This is a genomic window from Microbispora sp. H10836, from assembly GCF_012999525.1.
Lineage (GTDB): Bacteria > Actinomycetota > Actinomycetes > Streptosporangiales > Streptosporangiaceae > Microbispora.
Map to the genome: position 1 here is coordinate 301,241 of NZ_JABBWU010000001.1, position 24,225 is coordinate 325,465.

26 protein-coding genes and 1 riboswitch are annotated in these 24,225 nt (G+C 73.6%); of the genes, 8 read left to right on the plus strand and 18 right to left on the minus strand.

The window, feature by feature from the left end:
* Nucleotides 1-26: 26 nt before the first annotated feature.
* The 10 genes from HHX30_RS01365 to HHX30_RS01410 all read right to left on the minus strand — a co-directional run bounded on the left by HHX30_RS01365 (nt 27) and on the right by HHX30_RS01410 (nt 9,242).
* Nucleotides 27-1,817: an FtsX-like permease family protein gene (locus HHX30_RS01365; protein WP_169978505.1), complete on the minus strand. Its 1,791-nt coding sequence runs from the start codon at nt 1,815-1,817 to the stop codon at nt 27-29.
* 5 nt (nt 1,818-1,822) lie between these two features.
* Nucleotides 1,823-2,569, minus strand: a complete 747-nt coding sequence (locus HHX30_RS01370; protein WP_169978507.1) for an ABC transporter ATP-binding protein — start codon at nt 2,567-2,569, stop codon at nt 1,823-1,825.
* Nucleotides 2,566-3,099, minus strand: coding sequence for a PadR family transcriptional regulator (locus tag HHX30_RS01375; RefSeq protein ID WP_169978509.1), 534 nt, complete (start codon nt 3,097-3,099; stop codon nt 2,566-2,568). The genes HHX30_RS01370 and HHX30_RS01375 overlap by 4 nt, the downstream gene beginning before the upstream one ends.
* Nucleotides 3,100-3,247: 148 nt before the next feature.
* A complete protein-coding gene (locus tag HHX30_RS01380) occupies nt 3,248-4,282 on the minus strand; it encodes an LLM class F420-dependent oxidoreductase (protein WP_169978511.1) in 1,035 nt (344 codons plus the stop codon).
* Nucleotides 4,283-4,375: 93 nt separating this feature from the next.
* Nucleotides 4,376-5,041: an SAM-dependent methyltransferase gene (locus HHX30_RS01385; RefSeq protein WP_396703042.1), complete on the minus strand. Its 666-nt coding sequence runs from the start codon at nt 5,039-5,041 to the stop codon at nt 4,376-4,378.
* Between the two features lie 25 nt (nt 5,042-5,066).
* Entirely contained in the window at nt 5,067-5,654 is a 588-nt protein-coding gene (locus HHX30_RS01390) for a nucleotidyltransferase family protein (RefSeq protein ID WP_311921984.1), read from the minus strand.
* On the minus strand, nt 5,651-6,751 hold the full coding sequence (locus HHX30_RS01395) for an XdhC/CoxI family protein (RefSeq protein ID WP_169978515.1): 1,101 nt from the start codon (nt 6,749-6,751) through the stop codon (nt 5,651-5,653). Before HHX30_RS01395 ends, HHX30_RS01390 begins: the two co-directional genes overlap by 4 nt.
* On the minus strand, nt 6,744-7,919 hold the full coding sequence (locus HHX30_RS01400; RefSeq protein WP_311921989.1) for a VWA domain-containing protein: 1,176 nt from the start codon (nt 7,917-7,919) through the stop codon (nt 6,744-6,746). The genes HHX30_RS01395 and HHX30_RS01400 overlap by 8 nt, the downstream gene beginning before the upstream one ends.
* Nucleotides 7,912-8,814: a MoxR family ATPase gene (locus tag HHX30_RS01405; RefSeq protein WP_169978517.1), complete on the minus strand. Its 903-nt coding sequence runs from the start codon at nt 8,812-8,814 to the stop codon at nt 7,912-7,914. The genes HHX30_RS01400 and HHX30_RS01405 overlap by 8 nt, the downstream gene beginning before the upstream one ends.
* Before the next feature lie 107 nt (nt 8,815-8,921).
* A complete protein-coding gene (locus HHX30_RS01410) occupies nt 8,922-9,242 on the minus strand; it encodes a helix-turn-helix transcriptional regulator (RefSeq protein ID WP_169978519.1) in 321 nt (106 codons plus the stop codon).
* An 88-nt stretch (nt 9,243-9,330) separates the two neighbouring features.
* Here HHX30_RS01410 and HHX30_RS01415 point away from each other — a divergent pair, with 88 nt between their 5' ends.
* Both HHX30_RS01415 and HHX30_RS01420 read left to right on the plus strand, forming a co-directional pair.
* The gene (locus tag HHX30_RS01415; protein ID WP_169978521.1) at nt 9,331-10,674 is read left to right on the plus strand and encodes an MFS transporter; all 1,344 of its coding nucleotides are present in this window, start codon (nt 9,331-9,333) and stop codon (nt 10,672-10,674) included.
* Between the two features lie 35 nt (nt 10,675-10,709).
* Nucleotides 10,710-11,342: a metal-dependent phosphohydrolase gene (locus HHX30_RS01420; protein ID WP_211591424.1), complete on the plus strand. Its 633-nt coding sequence runs from the start codon at nt 10,710-10,712 to the stop codon at nt 11,340-11,342.
* 28 nt (nt 11,343-11,370) lie between these two features.
* Here HHX30_RS01420 and HHX30_RS01425 read toward each other — a convergent pair whose 3' ends face one another.
* Entirely contained in the window at nt 11,371-11,649 is a 279-nt protein-coding gene (locus HHX30_RS01425; RefSeq protein WP_169978523.1) for a DUF4031 domain-containing protein, read from the minus strand.
* A gap of 707 nt (nt 11,650-12,356) precedes the next feature.
* On the opposite strand from HHX30_RS01425, the gene HHX30_RS01430 reads away from it, so the two are divergent.
* A complete protein-coding gene (locus tag HHX30_RS01430; protein WP_169978525.1) occupies nt 12,357-12,944 on the plus strand; it encodes a hypothetical protein in 588 nt (195 codons plus the stop codon).
* A gap of 33 nt (nt 12,945-12,977) precedes the next feature.
* Here the strand turns inward: HHX30_RS01430 and HHX30_RS01435 are convergent, their stop codons facing one another.
* Nucleotides 12,978-14,111: an epoxide hydrolase family protein gene (locus tag HHX30_RS01435; RefSeq protein ID WP_169978527.1), complete on the minus strand. Its 1,134-nt coding sequence runs from the start codon at nt 14,109-14,111 to the stop codon at nt 12,978-12,980.
* Nucleotides 14,112-14,199: 88 nt separating this feature from the next.
* On the opposite strand from HHX30_RS01435, the gene HHX30_RS01440 reads away from it, so the two are divergent.
* From HHX30_RS01440 to HHX30_RS01460, 5 genes are all read left to right on the plus strand, one after another.
* Nucleotides 14,200-15,165 carry a YafY family protein gene (locus tag HHX30_RS01440; RefSeq protein ID WP_169978529.1) on the plus strand — a complete coding sequence of 322 codons (966 nt, stop codon included), beginning with the start codon at nt 14,200-14,202 and terminating at the stop codon, nt 15,163-15,165.
* A gap of 71 nt (nt 15,166-15,236) precedes the next feature.
* Nucleotides 15,237-16,085: an ABC transporter permease gene (locus HHX30_RS01445; RefSeq protein ID WP_169978531.1), complete on the plus strand. Its 849-nt coding sequence runs from the start codon at nt 15,237-15,239 to the stop codon at nt 16,083-16,085.
* A complete protein-coding gene (locus tag HHX30_RS01450) occupies nt 16,082-16,831 on the plus strand; it encodes an ABC transporter ATP-binding protein (RefSeq protein WP_311921996.1) in 750 nt (249 codons plus the stop codon). The genes HHX30_RS01445 and HHX30_RS01450 overlap by 4 nt, the downstream gene beginning before the upstream one ends.
* Nucleotides 16,828-17,820 (plus strand): ABC transporter substrate-binding protein, encoded by a 993-nt coding sequence (locus HHX30_RS01455; protein ID WP_169978535.1) that lies wholly within the window; start codon nt 16,828-16,830, stop codon nt 17,818-17,820. The genes HHX30_RS01450 and HHX30_RS01455 overlap by 4 nt, the downstream gene beginning before the upstream one ends.
* A complete protein-coding gene (locus HHX30_RS01460; protein ID WP_169978537.1) occupies nt 17,817-18,962 on the plus strand; it encodes an LLM class flavin-dependent oxidoreductase in 1,146 nt (381 codons plus the stop codon). Before HHX30_RS01455 ends, HHX30_RS01460 begins: the two co-directional genes overlap by 4 nt.
* 25 nt (nt 18,963-18,987) lie before the next feature.
* On the opposite strand, the gene HHX30_RS01465 is transcribed toward HHX30_RS01460, so the two are convergent.
* The 6 genes from HHX30_RS01465 to ribD form a co-directional block, all read right to left on the minus strand.
* Nucleotides 18,988-19,437: a PH domain-containing protein gene (locus tag HHX30_RS01465; protein WP_169978539.1), complete on the minus strand. Its 450-nt coding sequence runs from the start codon at nt 19,435-19,437 to the stop codon at nt 18,988-18,990.
* Between the two features lie 146 nt (nt 19,438-19,583).
* Nucleotides 19,584-20,054 (minus strand): 6,7-dimethyl-8-ribityllumazine synthase, encoded by a 471-nt coding sequence (ribH, locus tag HHX30_RS01470; RefSeq protein WP_169978541.1) that lies wholly within the window; start codon nt 20,052-20,054, stop codon nt 19,584-19,586.
* Between the two features lie 114 nt (nt 20,055-20,168).
* Nucleotides 20,169-21,428: a bifunctional 3,4-dihydroxy-2-butanone-4-phosphate synthase/GTP cyclohydrolase II gene (locus HHX30_RS01475; protein ID WP_169978543.1), complete on the minus strand. Its 1,260-nt coding sequence runs from the start codon at nt 21,426-21,428 to the stop codon at nt 20,169-20,171.
* Nucleotides 21,425-22,060 carry a nicotinamide mononucleotide transporter family protein gene (locus tag HHX30_RS01480; protein WP_169978545.1) on the minus strand — a complete coding sequence of 212 codons (636 nt, stop codon included), beginning with the start codon at nt 22,058-22,060 and terminating at the stop codon, nt 21,425-21,427. Before HHX30_RS01480 ends, HHX30_RS01475 begins: the two co-directional genes overlap by 4 nt.
* The gene (locus HHX30_RS01485) at nt 22,057-22,653 is read right to left on the minus strand and encodes a riboflavin synthase (protein ID WP_169978547.1); all 597 of its coding nucleotides are present in this window, start codon (nt 22,651-22,653) and stop codon (nt 22,057-22,059) included. The genes HHX30_RS01480 and HHX30_RS01485 overlap by 4 nt, the downstream gene beginning before the upstream one ends.
* Nucleotides 22,654-23,796: a bifunctional diaminohydroxyphosphoribosylaminopyrimidine deaminase/5-amino-6-(5-phosphoribosylamino)uracil reductase RibD gene (gene ribD / locus HHX30_RS01490; protein ID WP_311921999.1), complete on the minus strand. Its 1,143-nt coding sequence runs from the start codon at nt 23,794-23,796 to the stop codon at nt 22,654-22,656.
* Between the two features lie 132 nt (nt 23,797-23,928).
* Nucleotides 23,929-24,080, minus strand: a riboswitch (FMN riboswitch).
* Nucleotides 24,081-24,225: the final 145 nt, after the last annotated feature.

Genomic DNA, 24,225 nt, shown 5'->3' on the forward strand with positions numbered 1-24,225 from the left:
CCGGGCGCTCCTCATGCGCCGGCCGGTCACGCCGCTTCGGCGCTGAGGATCCGCGCCACGGGCCGGCGGGCCGCCAGGCGCGCGGGCAGGGCGGTGAGTGCCGCCGTCGTTACGAGAGTCGCCAGTACGGCGCCGAGCAGCCAGGCGGAGGGTGCTTCCGCCGCGTTCCTGGCCGCGAACAGCGAGAGCAGGCCGACGCCCAGAGGGACGCCGAGGACGGCGCCGGGCAGGCTGGGCAGGAGCTGGGCGGCGGACAGCCCCGCGGAGATCTGCCCGGGGGTGGCGCCGAGCGTACGCGCGACGGCCATGTTCGCCCGCGCTTCCATGGCGGTGGTCCAGGTGAACGTGATGGTGTTCACGACGGCGAGTGCGACCAGCAGGACGGTGACGGCGAGCATCAGCCGGCGGTCGTGCTCGCCGCGCAGGTTGGGCAGGGCGAAGGAGCCGTCCAGGCCGTAGCCCCTCTCCGGCTGGGCGTGGAGGGTCAGCAGGGCGACGAGCGCGATCACCGTGGTGGCGGTGGAGCACGCCTGCAGCACGGCGCGGCCCGGCCGGCGGGCGGTCAGCCGCAGCCCGAGCAGCAGCGGCGTGGGCAGCAGAGCGGACAACGCGGTGAGCCAGGGCCGGTGACGGGGCTGATGCGCGGTGGCGGACAGCGCCGTGACGGTCGCCGCGCGCATGGCGCGCAGCGTGGGACGCAGCGTGGACAGCACCGCCACCGCCACGGCGAGGACGGTCGCTGTGACGACGGTGGCGCCGCCGGGCCCGGGCGCGTCGCCGATCCGGCTGGCGGTGGGGCTGGCGATGGCGGGCACGGTCAGGCGGGCGATCACCAGCCCCAGCGCGTCGCCGGCCAGCGCCAGCGCCAGGTACTCGGTGAGCAGGACGGCGGCGATCAGACCGGGGGCGGCGCCGACGGCCTTGAGCAGCCCGGCGCGGCGCGTCTGCTCGACGGCGCGTCCCGCGGCCAGCGCCGCGACTCCGGTGATGGCCAGGAAGCCGAGCAGCCAGCTGCCGACGACCAGGATCGGCTGGCTGTCTCCGAGGATGACCATGTCCTGTACGGCGGTGAACTGCCAGGAGTGGAAGTTGATCCTGATGTCGGAGGCACGGTGGGCGTGGCGGAAGGCGTCGGCGGCGGCGGGGTCGCGCAGCTTGAGGTCCAGGGCCGAGGTCACCGGGAGGTCCTTGGACGACGCCAGCGTCCGGGCGTCCGCTCGGGTCATCCAGGCCAGGCCGCTGTAGTCGCTGGGGCCGCCGCCCGGGCCGACCTGCGCCGCCCAGGGGTAGATGGAGGTGGCCGCGGTGACGGCGATTCCGACGACGGGGTACGACCGGCCGGCGATGGTGACGTGGTCGCCGACGCCGACGCCCAGCGCGGTGGCGAAGCCGCGTTCGAGGACGGTGCCGCCGGAGCGGACCCACCGGCCCGAGGTCACCAGCGGCCGGTTGACCGCGCCGGGCGTCTCGGCGAACCCCTGCACCACCACGGGGGACGAGATGGAATCGCGTGTGCTGAGGGTGGCGTAGACGATGCGATAGGGACCGTGGTGGGCGATCACCTCGGGAGCGTCCGCCAGCGAGGCCAGGGCCGCGGTCACGGCGGGCCCGGTGTCGCCGGACAGCGCCACCACGTCCGGCCCGGCGGTGGCCGCGCGGGTCTGCTCGTACAGCGCGTCGCTCACGCCGCGCAGGGACAGGCCCAGGGCCATCGTGGCGGTGGCCACGGTCACCGCGAGCAGGAGCATCGCGGCCTGGGCCTTGTGCCGGCGCAGGTCGGCCAGCACCAGACGCACGACGAGCACGACGGAGCCCACGGCCTTCAGCCCTCCAGCCCGATCAGCCCGCCGAGCCACCCGGTGCCGGTGCCGGTGCCGGCCAGCCGGGTGTCGTCGACGAACATCCCGTCACGCATCGAGATCAGCCGGTCCGCGGTGGCTGCGACCCGTTCGTCGTGCGTGACGATCACGAGAGTCTGCCCGGCGGCCCGTAGATCTTCGAAGATCCTCAGCACGTCGAGGGTCGCCGCGGTGTCGAGGTTGCCGGTCGGCTCGTCGGCGAAAACGACCAGCGGATCGTTGACCAGCGCGCGGGCGACGGCGACCCGCTGACGCTGCCCGCCCGACAGTCGCGACGGCAGGTGCCGGGCGCGGTCGGCGAGCCCGACCCGTTCCAGCAGCAGGCTCGCGCGGTGCCTGGCCTGGCGGCGCGAGCGCCCGGCCAGCAGCGCGGGCAGCTCCACGTTCTCGGCCGCCGTCAGCTCCTCCACCAGATGGAAGGCCTGGAAGACGAACCCCACCGACCGTCGCCGCATGCGCGCCAGAGCCCGCTCGCTCAGCGTGTCGATGCGCCGCCCGTCCATCCACACCTCTCCGCCGGTGGGCCGCTCCAGGCCACCCAGGAGGTGCAGCAGAGTCGATTTGCCGCAGCCGCTGGGGCCCATCACCGCCAGCGTCTGTCCCTGAGGCACCTCCAGGTCGACCTCGTCCACCGCGCGGACCCGGCCTGGCCCCCGGCCGTGCGTCCTCACCAGACCGCGGGCCCGGACCACGGCGCTTGACACGTTCATCCGCCCTCGACTTCGTCATCGGCCCCGGACCAGGCGCGCTCACAGGCGTCCAGCCAGCGCAGGTCCGCCTGCAACCGCAGCGCGACCCCTTCCAGCAGCAGGCCGGCGCCCGAGCCCGCCGGCTCGGCCAGCGCCGCCTGCTGCGCCTCACGCAGGTGGCGCAGCAACTCCCGGCGCTGCGCCGCCACCAGCTCCACCGGGTCGGCCAGCCTGGCCGCCGCGGCGGCGGCGAGCTTGAGATGGAACTCCGCCAGGTCCGGTTTCGGCCAGCCCACCTCGGCCAGCCAGGCGGCCACGCGTTGCTGCCCCGTCGGCGTCAGCGCGTAGACCTTGCGCTCCGGCCGCTCGGGCAGGCCGTCCGCCCGCTCGCAGACGACCAGCCCCGCGCGCTCCAGCCGGGCCAGCGTCACGTAGATCTGACCGCGGTTCATCGACTCGCCCAGGGGGCCGAGAACACGCCGCAGCCGGGCGTGCAGGTGGTATCCGTGCGAGGGCTCCTTGGCGAGCATCGCCAGCACCGCGTCCTGCATGTCACCCCCTAACGGTTAGGCAATAGATAGCCGTTACCCATAGGAAGTGTCAAACGCCACTACGGCGATCGCCCGGACCGACCCACCGCCGGCTGAGGGATGATCCACGGCGGCGCGGGGCCGTCGGTTCCCCGCGCCGCCGGACGGCTCAGGAGGCCAGGTCGCGGATCTTCTCGATGAGCGCGACGCGCTCCTCGTGGGTGCGGGCCACGGGGGCGACGTTGAGCGTGGTGACCCCGGCCTCGCGCAGCGCGGCCAACCGCTCCCTGACGTGGCCCTCCGAGCCGACCAGGGACATGCGCTCCAGCAGCTCCCTGGGCACCAGCGCCTCGGCCTCCTTCTTCTTGCCCTCCAGGTAGAGGTCCTGGATCTGCTCGGCCTCCTTCTCGTAGCCGTAGCGCCGAGCGAGGTCGTTGTAGAAGTTCCTGCCCTTGGCGCCCATGCCGCCGATGTAGAGGGCGGCCATGGAACGGCCCAGCTCCAGCACGCCCTCGACGTCGTCGCCGATCGCGAGCACGGCCTGCGCGATCACGTCCAGCTCGCCGAGAACGGGATCCCTGCGCTCGCGGCCGGCGGCCAGCGAGGGGCCCCACACCTCGCCGGCCTTCTCCGGCATGAAGAAGATCGGCTCCCAGCCCTCGGCCAGCTCGGCGGCGAGCTCCACGTTCTTGGGCCCGATGGCCGCGACCACGATCGGGATGCGCTCGCGCACGGGGTGGTTGATCAGCTTGAGCGGCTTGCCGAGACCGGTGCCACCCTCCAGGGGCAGCGTGTAGTGCTTGCCGGAGTACTCGAGCCGCTCGCGCCGCCAGACCTTGCGGCAGATCTCGATCACCTCGCGGGTGCGGCCGAGCGGCGCGGTGTACGGCACGCCATGGAAGCCCTCGATGACCTGCGGGCCGGAGGCGCCGAGGCCGAGCGTGAACCGCCCGTCGGAGACGTAGTCGAGGCCGGCGGCCGTCATGGCCAGCAGGGCCGGCGTGCGGGAGTAGATCGGCAGGATGCCCGAGGCGATCTGCAGCCGCTCGGTCCTCGCCGCGATGTAGCCGAGCTGGCTGACGGCGTCGAAGCTGTACGCCTCCGCCACGAACACGATGTCGAGCCCGGCCTTCTCATAGTCGGCCAGCTCGGCGACGGTCTCCTTGAAGCCCCCCGAGTAGTTGAGGGCCATTCCGATCCGCATCCGCCTCGTCCTTCCGCGTGAACCCGTCGGTAACCGAATGATGTTCCGTATCCGGATGCCAAGGCTAACGAGATGGAAGGGCCGTGACCACCGTCAGGGGCGGCGCGCGACACCGCCGAGCACCGGCACGAAGCCGCCGCGCGGCGGCAGCGCGTCGTCGCCGGGCCGCCACTCGTTCAGCGGGACCAGGCCGGGCTCGACCAGGTCGAACCCGTCGAAGAAACGGGCGATCCGCGCACCCGGCCTGGCCTCGAAGGGCGCGTTCGCGTTGCCGTAGACGTCGCCCGCCCGGGCCATCTCCTCTGGGAGGAGGTCGGAGCAGACGTGCGAGATGACGACGTGGCTGCCCGGGGGGAGCAGGTCGCGGTAGGCCGCCACGACGGCCTCCGGGCCCTCTTCGTCGGGCACGAAGTGCAGGCAGGACACCAGCAGCACCGCCACGGGCCGGTCGAGGTCGAGGCCGGCCGCCGACGCCGCCGTCACGATCTCCTCCGGCCGCCGCAGGTCGCCCCGCAGGAAGCGCACCCGCGGGTCGCCCTCCAGCAGCGCCCGCCCGTGCGCCGCCACCACCGCGTCGTCGTCCACGTACGTCACGAACGAGTCGGGGGCCTCCTCCAGCGCGATCTCGTGGACGTTGCCCTGCGTCGGCAGCCCCGCGCCGAGGTCGAGGAACCCGCGGATGCCGCACTCGGCCGCCAGGTAGCGCACGGCCCGGCCGAGGAAGGCGCGGTTCTTCGTGATCATTGTGGCGAAGCCCATAAATGACGGCGAATCGGGCGAATCGCTACTTATGGAGTCGCCCCTTACGGAGTCGACACAGGTCGGCGGGGGTGTCGACGTCCGCCGGGTCGCCCGCGTCGTCGCAGGGCACGGGCGTCACCAGCTCCGGGTGCGCGCGCAGGAAGGGACGCGCGCCGACGTCGCCCTCGGCGAGCGCGGCCACCTCCGCCAGGTGCTCGCGCGCGATGAGCACCGGGTTTCGGGACGCTCCGCCGTACGCCGCGACGGCGACGCGGGCGCCGGCCTCGAACGCGGCGATCAGCCGGCGCACCGCCTCGGGCCGCACCAGCGGCTGGTCGGCCAGCGCGATCACCACCGCGGGGGCGGCCGGCGGGAGCGCGCGCAGCCCGGCCCGCAGCGACGACCCCATCCCGGCCGCCCAGCCGGGGTTGCGCACGACGACCGCGCCGGCGACCGGCACGTCGGCGGCCCCGAGGACGATGAGCACCGGCCGGCACCCGCCCTCGGCGAGCACCCGCACTCCGCGGTCGGCCAGCCGCTCCCCCTCGAACTCCACCAGCGCCTTCGGCCCGCCGAACCGGCTGCCGCCCCCCGCGGCCAGCAGCAGCCCGGCGACCACCCCGCCGTTCACGGGAGATCACCGTGGATGCGTCCCGACGTCTCGGTCAGCGGCCTGCCGCTGCCGCCCCAGCGGAGCTGGATCAGCTCGGCCGCGATCGACACGGCCGTCTCCTCCGGCGTGCGCGCCCCGAGGTCGAGCCCGATCGGCGACCGCAGCCGGGCCAGTTCGTCCCCGGTCAGGCCGGCCTCGCGCAGCCGCGCCAGCCGGTCCGCGTGCGTGCGCCGCGACCCCATCGCCCCGACGTACGCCGCGGGGGTGCGCAGGGCCACCTCCAGCAGCGGCACGTCGAACTTCGGGTCGTGGGTGAGCACGCAGATCGCGGTGCGCTCGTCGACCTCGGCGGCGGCCAGGTAGTCGTGCGGCCAGGCGACCACGACCTCGTCGGCCTCCGGGAACCGCTTGGCGGTGGCGAAGACCGGCCGCGCGTCGCACACCACCACGTGGTAGCCGAGGAAGCGCCCGATCCGCGCGACGGCCGCGGCGAAGTCGATCGCGCCGAAGACCAGCATGCGCGGCGGCGGCGCGAACGACCGCACGAACACCCGCAGGTCGTCCAGGCGCCGCTCCCCCTCGGGGCCGTAGCGCCGCACGCCGGTCAGGCCCTGCGCGAGCATGCCGCGCACGTCGTCGTCCACGGCGTCGTCGAGCCGGGCCGAGCCGAGCGAGCCGGCCGCCCGGTCCGGCCAGACCACGCGGCGCGCCCCCACACGGCCGGGGCCCGCGACGATCGTGGCCACGGCGACCGGGCGACGCGCGGCGACGTCGGCGGCGAGCTTCCCCAGCTCCGGATAGTCCTGCTTCGAGACCGGCTCCACGAACACGTCGATGATCCCGCCGCAGGTCAGGCCGACCGCGAAGGCGTCGTCGTCGCTCACGCCGTACCGCTGCAGCACCGGCGTCCCGGTGGCGACGACCTGCGCGGCGAGTTCGTAGACCGCTCCCTCGACACACCCGCCCGAGACGCTGCCCACCGCCTCGCCGTCGAGGACGGCCATGGCCGCCCCGGGCGGGCGCGGCGCGCTGCGGAAGGTGCCGACGACGGTGGCGAGCCCGAACCGCCGCCCCTCCTCCCACCAGCGCAGCACCTGGTCGAGCACGTCACGCATCGGCGCCCTCCTTCCGTGCCGTCCCGGCCCTCCGTACGGGCCGGTCGCCGGCCAGCAGCGCGGCCAGTTCCTCGCACGCGGCCAGGCTGTGCCCGGCGACGAAGTCCGTGACGTACGGCAGCGCCGCGCGGATCCCGGCGGTCATCGGCCGGTACGCCGGGTCGCCCTTGTGGGGGTTGACCCACACGACGCGGCGGGCCAGCCGGGACAGCCGGGCCATCTGCGCGCCCAGCAGGTCGGCCGGGCCCCGCTCCCACCCGTCGGACGCGATCACGACGATGGCGCCCCGCGGATCGGGCAGGCGCAGCAGCGCCCGCAGCTCCTCCCCCAGCCGGGTGCCGCCGCTCCAGTCGGGGATGGCCGCCGAGCAGGCGTCCATGGCGAGACCGGGGTCGCGGTGACGGAGCGCGGGGGTGATCCTGGTGAGCCGCGTCCCCGCGCTGAACACCTCGGTCGCCCTCGGCTCCGCGCGGACCAGGGCGTGGGCGAAGCGCAGCAGCGTGTCGGCGTACGCGGCCATCGAGCCGCTGACGTCCACCAGCATGACGACCCGCCGGGGGCGCGTCCCGCGCACGCGCCGGCGCAGCCGGGCCGGCTCGCCGCCGTGCCGCAGGATCTCCCTGACCGTGCGCCGGGCGTCGGTCGCACCGCCGTGGGGCGACGGGCGGTACCGCCGCGACCTGCGCGGCTGCCGCGTGCCGCGCAGCAGCGCGAGCAGGCGGTGCGCCTCCCGCCGCTCCGCCTCGCTCATCCGCGCCACGTCCCGGTGCCGCAGCACCTCGATCTCGCTCGCCGTGGCCGGAGGCGCGCCGGGCTCGCCCGCCGGTTCCTGTTCTCCGCCGCCGTACGGCGTGGCCACCGGGCGGGTCACGGACACGGTCGTCCCCCGCACGCGGCGCACCGCGGAGGAGGCGGAGAAGTAGGCGGCGAAGCAGCGGTCGTACCGCGGCAGGTCGTCGGGCCCGGCGCACAGCGTGAGGCGGCCCGCCCAGTAGACGTCCCGCCCGTCGGCGGCGTCGAGATGGCCGAGGGCCGCGAGGAAGCTCTGGGTGCGGTGGTGGTCGGCCGCCACCCCGGCCGCCCGCAGTGCCCGGGCGAAACCGGCCAGCACGGCGACCGGCCCGGGGCCGTCCCCGGCCCGGCGGGCCACGGCGACGCCGTCAGCCACGGCCGCCGCCCGGCGTGAGCAGCCCCATCGCCCGTACGGTCTCCTGGTCCTCCCGGTGCTTGAGCACCGCGCCCAGCGTGGCGGCCGCCAGGGCGGGGTCGAGCTCCGCCGCGCCGAGCGTGAGCAGGGCCTCGGTCCAGTCGAGGGTCTCGGCGACGCCGGGCGGCTTGAGCAGGCCGGCCTCGCGCATCCGGCCCGCCGCCCGCGCCACGTCCGCCGCCAGCCGCTCGGCGCAGCCGGGCAGGCGCCGCCGCAGGATCGCCACCTCCCGGTCGAACCCCGGGTGCTCCAGCCAGTGGTAGAGGCAGCGCCGTTTGAGCGCGTCGTGCACCTCGCGGGTGCGGTTGGAGGTCAGGACGACGACCGGCGGGGTCGCCGCGCTGATCGTCCCGATCTCCGGCACCGAGATCGTGAAGTCGGAGAGCACTTCGAGCAGGAACGCCTCGAACTCGTCGTCGGCCCGGTCGATCTCGTCGACGAGCAGCACGCTGGGCTGCGTCTCCAGGGCCCGCAGCAGCGGCCTGGCGATGAGGAACCGCCGGTCGTAGATCTCGCCCTCCAGAGCCGCGACGTCGGCCACTCCGGCCGCCTCGGCCGCCTTGAGGTGCAGGAGCTGGCGCGGGAAGTCCCAGTCGTACATGGCCTGCGCGGCGTCGAGGCCCTCGTGGCACTGCAGCCTGATCAGCGGCGCGTCCAGGATCGCCGCCAGCGTCTTGGCCAGCTCGGTCTTGCCGACGCCCGCCTCGCCCTCCAGGAACAGCGGCCGTCCCATCTTCAGGGCGAGGTAGGCCGCGGTCGTCACGCCCTCGTCGGCCAGGTAGTCGTGGTGGTCGAGCAGCTCCGCCAGCCTCGCCGGCGCGTCGATGCCCGAGATGGTGGTCGTCCGCCGCAGCACACGGACAGGCTACGCGGGGGGCGTCCGGCGAGGCTCTGGCCGAAACCGCCAAACCCGGGCGCGCCGCACGGCGCCGCGTCGCCACGATCGCACAGATCTCCCCGTCCTCACTGCGAGGGGGCGGCGAGCACGGCGTCCAGCAGACCGGGGAAGCGCTCGTCCAGGTCCTGCCTGCGCAGGCTCACGTACCGCTGCCGGCCCTCCGGGACGTTGCGGATCACACCGGCCTCGCGGAGGGTCTTCAGGTGGTGCGACAGCGTCGACTTCGGCACCTCTCCCCCGGTGGGCTGGCACGCCGCCACCTCCAGCGGGCCCTGCGCGAGCCGCCGTACGAGCGCCAGCCGCGAGGGGTCGCTGAGCGCGAACAGCACGTCGGTCAGCAGCAGGGTCGCGGTGTCGGGGTGCGGCAGGTCCCGGGCTCCAGACATGGTTCGATAATAGTTGAACTATTCGGCGCCTCGTCGTACGGTGTGACGGTTCGAGAATTTTGGAACCATTGACCACGGGGGTGCCGTGATGACGACATCGGGGGACCGCGCGAAGCCGGCGAACATCCTGGAGGCGGATCAGGACCCGCGAACGCCGGGCCCCGCACCCGGGCGGGGCGATGACGCGACCGGCGGTGTGCCGGCCGCGGCGGGGACGAGGTCTCGTGGCCGGATGTCGGGCAGGGCCGGCTTCTGGCTGCTCGCCGGGACCTTGGTGGCCTTCATGGTCGCCGCGAGCGCCCCCTCTCCGCTGTACGTGATCTACCAGCAGCGCTGGGGGTTCTCGGCGGCCACGCTGACCGCCGTCTTCGCGGTCTACGCCCTCGCGCTGCTGGTCGCGCTGCTCACCGTCGGCGGGCTGTCCGATCATGTCGGCAGGCGGCCCGTGCTGATCGCGGCCCTGCTGGCCGAGGCGGCCGCCATGGTCGCGTTCCTGACCGCGGACGGCGTCGGGCCGCTGCTGCTGGCCAGGGCCGTGCAGGGCCTGGCCACCGGCGCGGCGACGGGCGCGATCAGCGCGGGCCTGGTGGACCTGCAGCCGGGATCGCACCGCGTCCGTCAACTGGGCGCGCTGGTCAACAGCGTCGCGCCGGCCGGCGGCCTGGCCGCGGGGGCGCTCGGCGCGGGACTGTTCGTGCGTTACACCGCGACCCCGACGACGGCGATCTTCGTCCTGCTCACGGCCGTCTTCGCGCTGCTCGCGGCCGCGACGACGCTGCTGCCCGAGCCGGTCGCGCCCCGTCCCGGCAGGGGCCGGGACGCGCTCGTGTCACTGCGCCCGCGGGTGGCCGTGCCACGGCCCGCCCGCGGCGCGTTCGCGGCGGCCGTCCCCTGCCTGGTCGCCACGTGGGCGGTGGGCGGGCTCTACCTGTCGCTGGGCGGCTCGCTCACGGCGGGCGTCCTGCGCATTCCCGACCACCTGGTCGGCGGGCTCGTCGTCACCGCGCTCACCGCCGCCGGGGCCGTGGCGTCACTGGTCGTGCGCGACCTGCCGGCGAGGAGGGTCATGACGGGCGGGTCGCTGGTGCTCGCCGCCGGGACCGGTCTGACGCTGGCGGCGCTCGCCGCCGCGTCCACGCCGATGTTCTTCGCCGGGACGGTCGTCGCGGGCTGCGGGTTCGGCAGCGCCTTCCTCGGCGCCTTCCGCTCGCTCGCGGCGCCGGTGGGCCCCGCCGAGCGGGCCGGAATGTTCGCGTCCGTCTACGTCGTCAGCTACCTCGCCTTCGGCGTGCCCGCGGTCGCGGCGGGGTTCGCGGTGCCGTCGCTCGGCCTGCGGGCCACGGCCACCGTGTACGGCTGCGCGGTCGTCGTCCTGGCCCTCCTCACGGCGGTCCCCGGCCTCGTCCGGGAGCGCGCGGCCCGCACGGCCTGAAGCCCACGCCGTGCCCGGGCGCTTAGGGTCGGAGCGTGAGCGACGATCAGACTCCGGCGCCGCCCGCCCGCCTCACGCGCTCGCCCGCCGGGCGGGCCCTCGCCGCCGAACTGGCCGCCCGCTGGGCGGAGCCGCACCGGCGCTACCACACGACCGCTCACCTGCGGGCGGTCCTCACCGCGATCGAGCCGCTCGCCGCCCAGGCGGAGGACCCCGGCGCCGTACGGCTGGCCGCGTGGTTCCACGACGCCGTCTACGACGGGCGGCCGGGGTGGGACGAGGAGCGCAGCGCCCAGCTCGCCCAGGCCCGGCTGCCCGCCTGCGGCCTGCCGGCGGAGCGGGTGCGGGAGGTCGCCCGGCTCGTGCGGCTGACGGCGGGGCACGCCTACGAGCCCGGCGACGTGAACGCGGCCGTCCTGTGCGACGCCGACCTGGCGATCCTCGCGGCGCCGCCCGGGGCGTACGGGGCGTACACGAGGGCCGTACGCGAGGAGTACCGGCACGTGCCGGACGACGCCTTCCGGGCCGGACGGACCGCGGTGCTGCGGGGGCTGCTCGGCAAGCCCCGCCTGTTCGGCACTCCCGTGGGCCGCGACCTGTGGGAGCGGCGGGCGCGCGAGAACCTCGCCGGGGAGCTGGCCCGCCTCTGCGACCGAGGCGCGGCGTGACCCTCGTCCGATGACCGGCCGGACGCCTTTACAGTGTAGATCTCGAACGGGTCTTCGGCCGTCGCAGGCCGGCCTCCCGCAGGCGGCGCACCAGTTCCTGACTGCCGACGGGCTCGGCCCCGAGGACCACGGCCCGGTCGTAGACCGTCTCCGGCACGTCGTAGTGGTCCCGGTCGAAGGCCCGCACGGGCACGCCGAGCAGACGGGCGAAATCGTGCAACTCCTCCAGCGAGGAGTCGCTGACCAGGTGGGACCACAGCAGCCCCCGGGGCCCCGGCCAGTTCGGCCGGTCGATCAGCACCGCCATGCACCCCTCCCGTGTCCGGGAGCGAGCATAACCCGGGGCGCGGGCCACGACCTCGTCGCCGCCCGCCCCCGGCGCCACGGCGGCCGGAGAAACGCCTGGCGTCCCTCCGGGCCGTCATGGCCGGACGTCCCTCAGCACTTCCCCTTTACTCGCGTGCACTTGGGACAGCATTTGTACTTACGGTGGTTCGTGCATCGGTAGGTGCACTTGGGCGGCTTCGGCTTCGCGTATGAATCGCCGGGAGCCGCCTGCGCGACCGCGGCGCCGGCGGCGCCCGTGGACGCCGACACCGACGGCGACGCCGCCGGCCAGAGCGCGACCGTGCCGAGCAGCGCCGAACCGATGACCATGCTGAATCGCCCACCTCGCATGGCCTTTCTCCTCTCCGATCAGGCCGCGATGCGGCGGATCGAGTGGTTCCTCCCCTATTGTCCGAATCGCTTAGGGGATGCGTCCAGCCCATCGCCCACCGCCGGAAAAATTCGATGTGAATCCCCATCCCGCCATTGGCATGGATCGGTGAATGGCGGCCCGGTCCCTTCGCGAACCGTGAGGCGGCGGCCAAATGTCCGTCCGACCACGGCATGAAAAGCGCCTCAACCCGGCAAAAGCCCGCATAGTCGGCAGCAGGGCGGCAACCGTCGCCCGGGACGCGCACTCGCCGCGACCACAGCGTCCGGTGTCCACAGCGTCCACGGGGGGAAACGATGAACGCACGAACTGTCCGATCCGTTACCGCACTCGCGGCGGCGGCCGCGCTGACGATGGCGCTGCTCGTCGGCTGCGGCGGCACCACCGCCCCGGCGCCCGAGCACGCCGCCGTGGCCGGCCCCGCGGCGCTCGTCACGCCGACCGCGGCCGAGACCGAGTACAACTCGCCGTGCCCGGCCGGCGGCAACGCCAAGCGGTTCGCCAAGACCCGGTTCGCGCTGCACGCGGGTCTCGCCCTCGGCGCCTTCCACCGCTACATCTACAAACCACTGCGCAGCGGCGGTTTCAAGGCCGGAGCGGAGAAACGCAAGCGTACGATCGCCAAGGCCGCGATCGCCGGCGCCTTCGCCCTGCACCAGCTGAAGGTCGCCAAGGGCTTCGCCGCGGCCAATCCGACGTTGTGCAGGGCCGTCCAGGGCGTGAGCGACCAGTTCTCCGCGCTGACCGGCAAGCTGCAGAACGGCACCGCGACGGCGTCCGACGTCGACGCTGGCAAGAGCTCGATGGAGGGCCTGCAGCGCGACGCGTCGAAGACCGGCTACGGGTTCAAGGAGCAGAACGTCACCATCCCGGGCACGAGCTGACCTCCGCCACGGGACGCGGCCGGGCCGCCCCGGTCAGCCCACCTTGGAGAAGAACGCGCGGATGTCGGCGGCGAGGCGATCCGGCTGGTCCATCGCGATGAAGTGGTGGCCACCCGGGTTGTCCTCGGGCCAGTGGAGGATGGTGTTGTGGCGTTCGGCGAGCCGGCGGATGCCGGGCGGGCCGCTGTACACGCCGGTCGGCGCGACCGTCTGGCCCTCCGGCCAGCCGAAGCCGGTGCTCTCGTAGTACGGCCACGCCGACGTCCCGAACGTCCCGGTGAACCAGTACAGGCTCACGTTGGTCAGGAACAGGTCCCGGTCGATCGCCTTCTCTAGAGGCCTGCCCGAGGCGTTGAACTCGTGGAACTTCTGGGTCATCCAGGCCAGTGCCGCGAGCGGCGAGTCGTGCCATCCGTACGTGAAGGTCTGCGGCGCCGCGCGCAGCAGCGCGTGGTGGTCGACGCCGTTCATCCAGTCCTGTTCCATCAACCGGGCATAGGCCGCCCGCTCGTCCTCGGTCATCTCCGGAAGGTCCTTCTCCGTGGGGAACCCGAGACCACTGACGATGTAGACGCCGGTCACGTTGCCCGGCGCCGCCTTGGCCACCTCCGGGGCGACATAGGCCCCGAAGTCCCCGCCCTGCGCGCCGTACCGCTCGTAGCCGAGGCGGCGCATCAGCTCGGCCCAGGTCCGCGCCACGCGCGCCGCGGTCCAGCCGGCGCCGCGAGGCGGCGCGGAGAAGCCGAAGCCCGGAAGGGAGGGCGCCACGACGTGGAACGCCCGGGCGGGGTCGCCACCGTGCGTACGGGGGTCGGTGAGGCGGCCGATGAGCTCGGTGAACTCCAGGAACGAGTTCGGCCAGCCGTGCGTGAGGACGAGCGGCAGAGCATCGGGCTCGGCCGAGCGTACGTGCAGGAAGTGGATGTCCTGACCGTCGATCTCGGTCATGAACTGCGGGAACTCGTTCAGCCGCGCCTCGTGCGCGCGCCAGTCGTACTCCTGGCGCCAGTAGCGGGCGAGCTCCCGGAGGAAGGCGTCGGGGACGCCGCGGCTCCATCCGTCGCCGGGCAGCTCACGGGGCCAACGGGCACGGTCCAGCCGGTCGTTCAGGTCGTCCAGGTCGGCCGAAGCGATCTCAATGCGGAATGGGCGGATCTCGGTGCTCATGTCTCTCCCGATGCGTCGTGATGACGGGACCGACGTTAGGGGCCATGTAGGTCGCGATCTGTCCTATATGACCGGGCATGCTTGGCCCATGGGTGACATGTCCGCACGGTTGCTCGCTCTGCTGTCGCTGCTGCAGACGCCGCGCGAGTGGCCGGGAAGCGAGCTGGCCGAGCGTCTGGAGGTCAGTCCCCGGACCATCCGCCGCGACATCGACCGCCTGCGCGAGCTGGGATATCCGGTCCAGGCGACGATGGGCGCGGTGGGCGGTTACCGGCTCGCCGCGGGCACGGCCATGCCGCCGCTGCTGCTGGACGACGAGGAGGCGGTGGCCATCGCCGTCGGCCTGCGCACGGCCGCCGCGCATCCGGTGGACGGCATCGAGGAGGCGTCCGTGCGCGCCCTGGCCAAGCTGGAGCAGGTGCTGCCGTCCCGGCTGCGGCACCGGGTGGGCGCGCTCGCCGCCGCGACCGTGCCGATGCTCGCCGGAGCCGAGCCGCCCGTGGACCCGCGGACCCTGGTGGTGCTCGCCGGAGCCGCCGCCAACCGCGAACGCCTGCGCTTCGCCTACCGATCCGGCGACGGCACCGAGACCAAGCGGCTGACCGAGCCGTACCGCCTGGTCACGGCCGGACGCCGGTGGTACCTGCTGGCATACGACAACGACCGCGACGACTGGCGGATCTTCCGCGCCGACCGGATCGGCGCCCCTCACCCGACCGGCGTACGGGTCCAGGCTCGTGTGCCGCCGGAACAGGACCCGGCCGAGTTCGTCGCCGCCAGGCTGTACTCGTCCGCGCCCGTTTACGAGGTGGTGGCGACCCTGCGCCTTCCGGCCGGTCAGGCGGCAGGCCGGCTCGGCTCCGCCGCGGGGAACGTGGAGCCGATCGACGACCACAGCTGCCGCCTGCGCGGACCGGCCGACACGCTGGAGTGGCTCGCGTCACGTCTGCTCATGCTCGGCTGCGAGTTCGAGGTGCACGAGCCGCCTGAGCTGCGGGCGTATCTGCGTGCGCTGGGCGCCCGTGCCACCCGCGCCGGCGCCGTCAGCGGGTAAACCTATTGACTTGGTAGGAAATATAGGCAACTCTGATGGCGAATCCTTCTTCGTCGTCTGCGAGGTGTCTCATGTCCGTCGCCGAACTCGAGGGCGAATTCGGGGGTGCGGTCCGGGCCGATCCCCGGCCCCGCCCCCGCTCCGCCACGGCCCGCGGCCCTGGCAAGGGGTGGCACAGGAGGTGGGTCAGCCCTCTCGTCGTCGTGCTGCTGTGGCAGGCCGCCAGCGCGTCCGGGCTGCTGCCCGCCCGGCTGCTCGCCGCCCCGTCGCAGATCGCCGCGACCGCGCTCGACCTCGTGCGCACCGGGACGCTGCCCACGGCGATCGCGGTGTCCCTCGAACGGGTGCTGCTCGGCTTCGCCGCCGGAGCGGTCGCCGGCGTCGGCCTCGCGCTGGTCGCCGGGCTGAGCCGGGCCGGCGAGAACGCCGTCGACCCGATCATGCAGATGCTCCGGGCGCTGCCGTTCTTCGGGCTGATCCCGCTGTTCATCCTCTGGTTCGGGATCGGGGAGACGCCCAAGGTGCTGCTGGTGGCGCTCGCCGTCTCCTTCCCGCTCTACCTCAACACGTTCGCGGGGATCCGGGGCGTGGACGGCAAGCTCGCCGAGGTCGCCCGGACGCTCAGGCTCGGCAGGGCCGCGCTCGTACGGCACATCGTGCTGCCCGGCGCGCTCCCCCAGACGCTCGTCGGGCTGCGGCAGAGCCTCGGCGTGGCCTGGCTGGCGCTGATCGTGGCCGAGCAGGTCAACGCCGACGCCGGGCTCGGCTACATGATCAACGACGCGCGGGAGTTCCTGCGCACCGACGTGATCGTGGTCGGCCTGCTGGTCTACAGCGCGCTCGGCCTGCTCACCGACGCCCTGGTCCGGCTCCTGGAGAGGAGGGCACTGGTATGGCGGCGCGAGTTCCTGTCCCGGTGAGTGTCCCGGTCAGTGTCCCGGTCAGTGTCCCTGCGAGCGTCACAGCGCAGGCCACCGTACGCGCCCTCACCCGCCGGTTCGGCGACCGCACGGTGCTCGACGGCCTCGACCTGACGATCGGGCGCGGCGAGTTCGTCGCACTCCTCGGCCGCAGCGGCTCGGGCAAGTCGACGCTGCTGCGCGCGCTCGCCGGCCTGGACGAGGAGGTCGAGGGCGGCCTGGAGGTGGACGGCTCGGTGGCCGTGGCCTTCCAGGAGCCCCGGCTGGTGCCGTGGAAGCGGGTGCGCGACAACCTCACGCTCGGCCTGACCGCGCCCGACCCGGTCAGCAGGGCGGAGGCGGCGCTGGCCGAGGTGGGCCTGACCGAGCGGGCGGAGGCCTGGCCGCTGACGCTGTCCGGCGGCGAGGCGCAGCGGGCGAGCCTGGCCCGCGCCCTCGTCCGCGAGCCGGGGCTGCTGCTGCTCGACGAGCCGTTCAGCGCGCTCGACGCGCTGACCCGGATCACCGTGCACCGCCTGGTGCTCGACCTGTGGGCGGCGCACGGCCCGGCCGTGCTGCTGGTGACCCACGACGTGGACGAGGCGCTGCTGCTGGCCGACCGGATCCTGGTCCTCGACGGCGGGCGCGTGGCGCACGAGTGGACCGTCGCCGCCCCGCGCCCCCGGCACCGCGACCACCCCGACCTGCTCACCCTGCGCGCGGCGCTGCTGACCGCGCTGGGCGTCACCCCGGAGGGACCGGCATGACCAGGAGACTCCTCGCCGCGCTGCTGATCGTGTTGACGGCCGGCACGGCCTGCGCCTCGACGGGACAGAGCGCGCCAGGAGGGCGGGACGGGCAGGCCCCCGGCCGCGTCACGCTGCGGGTCGGCGACCAGAAGGCCGGATCGCAGGCCCTTCTCAAGGCCGCCGGGCTGCTCGACGGCACCTCGTACGCGATCACGTGGTCGCAGTTCACCTCCGGCCCGCCGCTGCTGGAGGCGGTCAACGCCGGGGCCGTCGACATCGGCGGCGTGGGCAACACCCCGCCCGTCTTCGCGGCCGCCTCCGGCTCGAAGATCAAAATCGTGGCGGCGTACCGGCAGAGCGCCAAGGGATCGGCGATCCTCGTCCCCACCGGATCCGCGATCACCTCGGCGGCCCAGCTCAGGGGGAAGAAGATCGCGGTGGCGAAGGGCAGTTCGGCCCACTACCACCTGCTGGCGGTCCTCAAGAAGGAGGGCCTGTCCTTCGCGGACATCCAGCCGCAGTATCTACAGCCCGCCGACGCCCTGGCGGCCTTCTCGTCCGGCACGGTGGACGCCTGGGCCATCTGGGACCCCTTCACCTCCCAGGCCAGAATCCAGCATCAGGCCCGGCTGCTGGTCGACGGCGAGGGCGTCGTCAACGGCCTGGGCTTCCAGGTCGCCGCTCCCGCCGCGCTCGGCGACGCGGGCAGGCGCGCCGCCGTCGGCGACTTCCTCACCCGGCTGGCCAAGGCGCGGATCTGGGCCGCGACCCACCTGGACGAGTGGGCGAAGGTGTGGGCGCAGGAGACCGGCCTGCCGGTCGAGGTGGCGGACGCGGCCGTCGCCAACGCCGTGGCCACCCCTGTCGTTATCGACGACTCGGTCGTCTCCTCCGAGCAGGAGATCGCCGACGCGTTCACCGCCGGTGGCCTCATCCCGGGCACCGTCACGTTCTCCCAGTTCGTGGACGACCGCTTCAACGACGTCGTCGGAAAGGCGCAGCAATGAGATTCCACTGGTTCCTGCCCACCTCGGGCGACGGCAGGGCGATCACCGGCGGCGGGCACGGTCTGGCGCGCCGGCACGGGCAGGCGGCGGCCTCCGCGTCCCGGCCGCCCACGATCGACTACCTCGCGCAGGTGGCCCGCGCGGCCGAACAGGCCGGGTTCGAGGCCGTGCTCACCCCCACGGGCACCTACTGCGAGGACGCCTGGCTGGTCACCGCCGCGCTGACCCAGGTGACGACCCGGCTGAAGTTCCTGGTCGCGTTCCGGCCCGGCGCGTTGTCCCCGACGCTCGCGGCGCAGATGGCCGCCACCTACCAGCGGATCTCGGGCGGCCGGCTGCTGCTGAACGTGGTGACCGGCGGGGAGGCGGCCGAGCAGCGGCGGTTCGGCGACCACCTGGGCAAGGACGAGCGGTACGCGCGGACCGACGAGTTCCTGTCGATCGCCCGCGGCGCGTGGGACGGCCCTCTCGACTTCAGGGGGAACTACTACGAGGTCGAGGGTGCGGCGGTCGCCGAGCGCCCCGACCCGGTGCCCGAGCTGTACTTCGGCGGTTCCTCGGCCGCCGCGGGCCCGGTGGCGGCCCGGCACGTCGACGTCTACCTCACCTGGGGCGAGCCGCCGTCCCAGGTCGCGGCCAAGCTCGACTGGATGCGCGAACTGGCCGCCGCCGAAGGCCGCACGCTGCGCTTCGGCATACGCCTGCACGTGATCACGAGGGACACCTCCAAGGAGGCGTGGGCGGAGGCGAAGCGGCTGCTCGACCAGATCTCCCCCGAGGACATCGCGTCGGCGCGGGCCGTCCTGTCCCGCAGCGAGTCGGTCGGGCAGCAGCGGATGCTCGCGCTCCACGAGGGCTACCGGGCGGGCTCACATGGCGGCAGGGTCCGGGACCTGGAGATCCACCCCGGCCTCTGGGCCGGGGTCGGCCTGGTGCGCGGCGGCGCCGGCACCGCGCTCGTCGGCAGCCACGCGGAGGTCGCCGACCTCGTCGAGGAGTACGCCTCGCTCGGCGTCGAGGAGTTCGTCCTGTCGGGCTACCCGCACCTGGAGGAGGCCTTCTGGTTCGGCGAGGGCGTGCTGCCCGAACTGCGCCGGCGCGGCCTGCTCGGCGCGCCCGCGCCCGTACGGCTGAGCGCCTGACGGCCCGCCGGGGCCCCCGCCGCCGTCACGGGCGGTCGGGGGCCTCGCCGCGTTCGCGGATGAGGGCGGTGAGCTGGGCCACCGCCCGGCGCGAGCGTTCCCGCTCGGTGCTCTGGATGCCCATCGCGCCCAGGCTGTTGCCGTCGGCGAGGTCCAGCCTGGGCCAGGGGTCACCCTCCGTCATCGTGACGTCGAGCACCTCGGCCCACTCGAAGCGGTGCACCCGTATCGGGTTCACCACCGTGATGCCCTTCTCGTCCGCCCGCACCCGCAGGCGGCCGAGCAGGTGCAGCACGCACGCCACCGCGACGCCGAAGGCGACCATGCCCAGCCGGTCCGGGATCTTGAACTGCTCCGGCAGGCCGACCGCCATCAGGATCGAGCCGATCACCATCACCGCCGCCAGGCCGTACGCGATGATCGTCGTGATGCGGGGCCGCCAGGTGACGGGCAGCGGCGGCGCGCTCTCAGACATGACCACCCCCGTGCGTGGGCACTGCGCGGCGGCGTACGGCGTGCCCGGCCGGCGGGGCCGCGGGCGGATGCTGCGTGATCACCAGTCAAGTCTTCCCGGCTCGGCGCTGCGGATGCGAGCGCTGCGGCTACGAGGTTCGGGCGAGGTCAGCCTGCGAGGCCGCGCAGGAGGAGCGCGGTCTCCAGGGCGGCGATCGTCGCCTCGTAACCCTTGTCCTCCTTGCTGCCCGGCACGCCGGACCGCTCGATCGCTTGATCAAGGGTGTCACAGGTCAGCACCCCGTTGCCCACCGGGGTCGACTCGTCGAGCGAGACCCTGGTCAGGCCCGCGGTCACCGAGTCGCAGACATAGTCGAAGTGGGCCGTCTCCCCCCGGATCACCACCCCGAGCGCGACGACGGCGTCGCAGCGCCGGGCCAGTGCCTGTGCGACCACCGGGATCTCCAGCGACCCGGCCACCCGGGCCGTGACCACGGCCGCGCCGCTGTCCCGCGCCGCCTGCTCGGCCCGCGCCAGCAACTGGTCGGTGATCTTCTCGTGCCACCGGGCGGCGACGATGCCGACGGTCAGCCCGCCCGCGTCCACCGTCCCCGCGTCCGGCCGTCCCTCGCCGCTCATACGCCCTCCTCGCCTGACGGCTCGGAGCCGCATGAGCGGACCGCGCCGTGCCTATCGACTCGCTCGCTACGCTCGCTCATACGCCCTCCTCACGCTCAGAGCCGGTCCGCCCGTTCATGAGGCCTCCCTGCCGAAGTGTTCGCCGTGGATGTCGCGCGGGACGCCGCCGGAGATCTCGTGGCCGAGCCGGTCGCGCTTGGCCGTCAGATACCTCTCGTTGTACGGGTTCATCGCCACCGGCATGGGCTCGCGGCCCAGGACCTTGATGCCGTACCCGTCCATCCCCCGCACCTTGGCCGGGTTGTTGGTGAGCAGCCGCACCGACTTCACACCGAGGTCGGCGAGCATCTGCCCGGCGTTGGAGAACTCCCTGGCGTCCACCGGCAGCCCCAGCTCCAGGTTCGCGTCGACCGTGTCGCTGCCGTCGTCCTGCAGGCTGTAGGCCCGCAGCTTGGCCAGCAGGCCGATGCCCCGACCCTCGTGGCCGCGCAGGTACACGATCACGCCGCGCCCGTTCTCCGCGATCACGCGCATCGCGGTGTCGAGCTGCACGCCGCAGTCACAGCGCAGCGAGCCGAACACGTCGCCCGTGAGGCACTCCGAGTGCGCCCGGACGAGCACGTTCTCGCCGTCCTCGATGTCGCCGTACACCAGCGCGACGTGCTCGCCGCCGTCGAGCGCGCTGGCATAGCCGTAGGTGCGCCAGACGCCGTACCGGTTGGGGATGCGCGTCTCGGCGACCCGGGTGACCATCCGCTCGGACCTGCGGCGGTGCTCGATGAGCTGCTCGATCGACACCAGCGCGAGGTCGTGCTCGTCGGCGAACTCGCGCAGGCGGGGCAGTCGGGCCATCGTGCCGTCGTCGTTGACGATCTCGGCGAGCGCGCCGGCCGGGGAGAGCCCGGCGAGCCTGGCCAGGTCCACCGACGCCTCGGTGTGCCCGGGCCGCACCAGCACGCCGCCCTCGCGGTACCGCAGGGGGAAGATGTGCCCCGGCCGGACCAGCTCGTACGGCTCGGTGGCCGAGTCGCACAGCGTCCTGATCGTCTTGGCCCGGTCGGCGGCGGAGATGCCCGTCGTCACCCCGTCCCTGGCGTCCACGCTGATCGTGTACGCGGTGCGCAGGCGCTCGCGGTTGTCCTGCACCATCAGCGGCAGGCCGAGCCGGTCGAGCGTGGCGCCCTCCATGCCCACGCAGATCACACCGCTGGTGTAACGGATCATGAAGGCGACCAGCTCCGGCGTCGCCTTGGACGCCGCGAAGATGAGGTCGCCCTCGTTCTCGCGGTTCTCGTTGTCCACGACCACGACGGGCCGCCCGTCCCTGATGTCGTTGACGGCCCGTTCGATCGGGTCCAGCCTTATCCCACTCATGCGACCACCGCCCGCAACTCGCGCGACTGCCGCAGCCAGCCGCGGAAACCGATCATGACCATCACGAAGAACACCCCGTAGACCAGGCCGGAGACCACCAGTCCGGAGCTGAACGCCAGCGGCACGCCGACGAGGTCCACCGCCACCCAGACGATCCAGAAGTCGACCAGGGCCCTGCCCTGCGCCCACGTCGCGACCGCGCTGCCGACGAAGATGTACGCGTCGGGCCAGGGCGCCCAGGAGATGTTCAGGCCCCGCGCGTTGAGATAGGTGAACAGCAGGGCGACCGCGACCGTCCCGGCGGCCATGACGCCCACGAGCACCGCCCGCTCCCTGACGCGTGCCGAGCGGATCGGCAGTTCGGCGCCGCCACGGGTGCCGCGCGACCACTTCACCCAGCCGTAGACGGCGAGGACGCCGAACAACGCCTGCTTGAGCGCGTTGCCGGTGATGTGCGCGCTGACCGACGCCACGAACAGCAGCACCGACCCGAGCAGCTGCACCGGCCAGGTCCAGATCGTTCTCCTGATCGCGAGCCAGACCGTGCCGAGCGCGCACACGTTGCCGACCAGGTCGGTCCACAGCACGGGCTTGCCGAAGACGTAGAACGCCGCCGCGTCCGTCCAGCTCATGCCCGCGTTCCCAGGGTGAGCTTCTCGACGTACTTGGCGATCACGTCCACTTCGAGGTTGACCGGCTCGCCGGGCTGCTTGCGGCCCAGCGTGGTGAGGCCGAGGGTGGTGGGGATCAGGCTGACGGCGAAGGAGTCCTCCGCCACACCGGCCACGGTGAGGCTGACGCCGTCCACCGCGATCGAGCCCTTCTCCACGACGTACCGGGCGAGGTTCGCGGGCAGCGAGAGCCGTACGACCTCCCAGTGCTCCCCGGGCTCGCGTGACAGCACCTCCCCGGTCCCGTCCACGTGGCCCTGCACGATGTGCCCGCCGAGGCGCTGGTCGGCCCGTACGGCGCGCTCCAGGTTGACCCGCGCGCCGGGACGCAGGGCCCCGAGCGAGGACCGGTCGAGGGTCTCCCTCATCACGTCGGCGGTGAAGGAGTCCCCCTCTACCTCGGCCACCGTGAGGCAGACGCCGTTGACGGCGATCGAGTCGCCGTGCCCGGCGTCGCCGGTGACGACCGCGCCGCGCACCGTGAGGCGCGCGGAGTCGCCCCGCGGCTCTAGTGCCACGACCTCGCCGAGTTCCTCGACGATTCCGGTGAACATTCAGCTCTCCTTAGGGGACGTGCGGCCGGAGGACTTCGAAGGCACAGGGGACTTCGACGGCACAGGGGACTTCGGACGCAGGACCAGCTTGAGGTCCGGTCCGACGGGGGTCGCTTCGGCGAACTCCAGCCGGTGGATCTCGGTGATCGTCGACACTCCCGCGGCGCCGAGCGCGGCCGGCCCCGCGCCCAGCAGCGCCGGGGCGAGGTAGCCGACGACCCGGTCGACCAGGCCCTCCCGGAGGAAGGCGCCCGCGAGCGTGGGCCCGCCTTCGACCATCACGCTCACGACCTGCCTGCCGTGCAGTTCGGCCAGGAGGGCGTGCAGGTCGATCCCGCCGGGGACGCGAGGGAGCCGTACGGCGTGGCGGGACAGGTGGGCGGGGACGGCGGCGTCCTCGGCCACGGCGACCAGCGTGGGGGCCTCGCCGTCGAGGACGCGGGCCGTGGCGGGGGTGCGGGCGCCCGGGTCCACGACCACGCGCAGCACGGGCGCCGCGCGCGAGGGGGCGGGGACACGGGCGGTGAGCTGAGGGTCGTCGGCGAGCACGGTACCGATGCCGGCGACGACGGCGTCGCTCTCGGCCCGCAGGCGGTGCACGTCTGCCCTGGCCTCCGGCGAGGTGATCCACTGGCTGGTGCCGTCCTCGGCCGCCGAACGCCCGTCGACCGTGGCGGCGAACTTCCAGGTCACGTACGGCCTGCCGGCCCGCACGGAGGTCAGCCAGGCGGCGTTGACCTCCTCGGCCTCGGCGGTCAGCACGCCCTCGTCCACCACGACGCCGTGCCGCCGCAGTGTGGCGGCTCCGCCGGCGGCCTTGGGATTGGGGTCGGAGACGGCGACGACGACGCGGGCCACGCCCGCCTCCAGGAGGGCGGCGGTGCAGGGGCCGGTCCTGCCGGTGTGGTCGCAGGGCTCCAGGGTCACGTAGGCCGTGCCGCCCCTGGCCCGTCCGCCCGCCTCGCGCAGCGCCACGACCTCGGCGTGGGGGCCGCCCGCGTAGGCGTGGAAGCCCTCTCCCGCGACCTCGCCCGACGGGTCGAGGATCACGCAGCCGACGACGGGATTGGGGCTGGTGCCGCCCAGGCCCCGGGCGGCGAGCGCGATGGCGCGCCGCATGTGAAGGATGTCCCCTGAGGTCACCCCGGTCTTCCTCTCGCCGTTGTCTACGGCGGGCCCCGGGGATGGTCGGGGATGCGGCCTCGCATCACCCGCACGGGCGGCATCGCTGCCGGCGCGGCCACGCGGCCGCCCGGCGGCACCACGGCCGCCCGTTCGCGCGCTTCCTCCCATCCGGACTTTCACCGTCGGTCCTGGAATCTCACCAGGTCCACCGGCCGATGGCTTCGGCCGGGTCGCGGACTGTCACCCCTGGGGACAGGGGTGTCACCGCCGGTTCGGAATTACACCGACCCCGGAGCACGCTGCTCTGCTACCCGTCAGTGTAGCGATGCCCGGCTCGTTGCCCTAGCGCGGGATTGCGGTGATCTGCGGCACATGCTTATCGGATGCGCTCAGTCTCAGGCATGTGCGGTTTGTGTCACAAAGTTGTGACACAACGGCATTTATGTA

Excerpts from the sequence above, each read along its gene's own strand:
- HHX30_RS01370 (WP_169978507.1), bottom strand. The coding sequence starts at position 2,569 with ATGAACGTGTCAAGCGCCGTGGTCCGGGCCCGCGGTCTGGTGAGGACG.
- HHX30_RS01375 (WP_169978509.1), bottom strand. The coding sequence starts at position 3,099 with ATGCAGGACGCGGTGCTGGCGATGCTCGCCAAGGAGCCCTCGCACGGA.
- HHX30_RS01380 (WP_169978511.1), bottom strand. The coding sequence starts at position 4,282 with ATGCGGATCGGAATGGCCCTCAACTACTCGGGGGGCTTCAAGGAGACC.
- HHX30_RS01385 (WP_396703042.1), bottom strand. The coding sequence starts at position 5,041 with ATGGGCTTCGCCACAATGATCACGAAGAACCGCGCCTTCCTCGGCCGG.
- HHX30_RS01395 (WP_169978515.1), bottom strand. The coding sequence starts at position 6,751 with ATGCGTGACGTGCTCGACCAGGTGCTGCGCTGGTGGGAGGAGGGGCGG.
- HHX30_RS01410 (WP_169978519.1), bottom strand. The coding sequence starts at position 9,242 with ATGTCTGGAGCCCGGGACCTGCCGCACCCCGACACCGCGACCCTGCTG.
- HHX30_RS01415 (WP_169978521.1), top strand. The coding sequence starts at position 9,331 with ATGACGACATCGGGGGACCGCGCGAAGCCGGCGAACATCCTGGAGGCG.
- HHX30_RS01425 (WP_169978523.1), bottom strand. The coding sequence starts at position 11,649 with ATGGCGGTGCTGATCGACCGGCCGAACTGGCCGGGGCCCCGGGGGCTG.
- HHX30_RS01430 (WP_169978525.1), top strand. The coding sequence starts at position 12,357 with ATGAACGCACGAACTGTCCGATCCGTTACCGCACTCGCGGCGGCGGCC.
- HHX30_RS01435 (WP_169978527.1), bottom strand. The coding sequence starts at position 14,111 with ATGAGCACCGAGATCCGCCCATTCCGCATTGAGATCGCTTCGGCCGAC.
- HHX30_RS01440 (WP_169978529.1), top strand. The coding sequence starts at position 14,200 with ATGGGTGACATGTCCGCACGGTTGCTCGCTCTGCTGTCGCTGCTGCAG.
- HHX30_RS01445 (WP_169978531.1), top strand. The coding sequence starts at position 15,237 with ATGTCCGTCGCCGAACTCGAGGGCGAATTCGGGGGTGCGGTCCGGGCC.
- HHX30_RS01455 (WP_169978535.1), top strand. The coding sequence starts at position 16,828 with ATGACCAGGAGACTCCTCGCCGCGCTGCTGATCGTGTTGACGGCCGGC.
- HHX30_RS01460 (WP_169978537.1), top strand. The coding sequence starts at position 17,817 with ATGAGATTCCACTGGTTCCTGCCCACCTCGGGCGACGGCAGGGCGATC.
- HHX30_RS01465 (WP_169978539.1), bottom strand. The coding sequence starts at position 19,437 with ATGTCTGAGAGCGCGCCGCCGCTGCCCGTCACCTGGCGGCCCCGCATC.
- ribH (WP_169978541.1), bottom strand. The coding sequence starts at position 20,054 with ATGAGCGGCGAGGGACGGCCGGACGCGGGGACGGTGGACGCGGGCGGG.
- HHX30_RS01475 (WP_169978543.1), bottom strand. The coding sequence starts at position 21,428 with ATGAGTGGGATAAGGCTGGACCCGATCGAACGGGCCGTCAACGACATC.
- HHX30_RS01480 (WP_169978545.1), bottom strand. The coding sequence starts at position 22,060 with ATGAGCTGGACGGACGCGGCGGCGTTCTACGTCTTCGGCAAGCCCGTG.
- HHX30_RS01485 (WP_169978547.1), bottom strand. The coding sequence starts at position 22,653 with ATGTTCACCGGAATCGTCGAGGAACTCGGCGAGGTCGTGGCACTAGAG.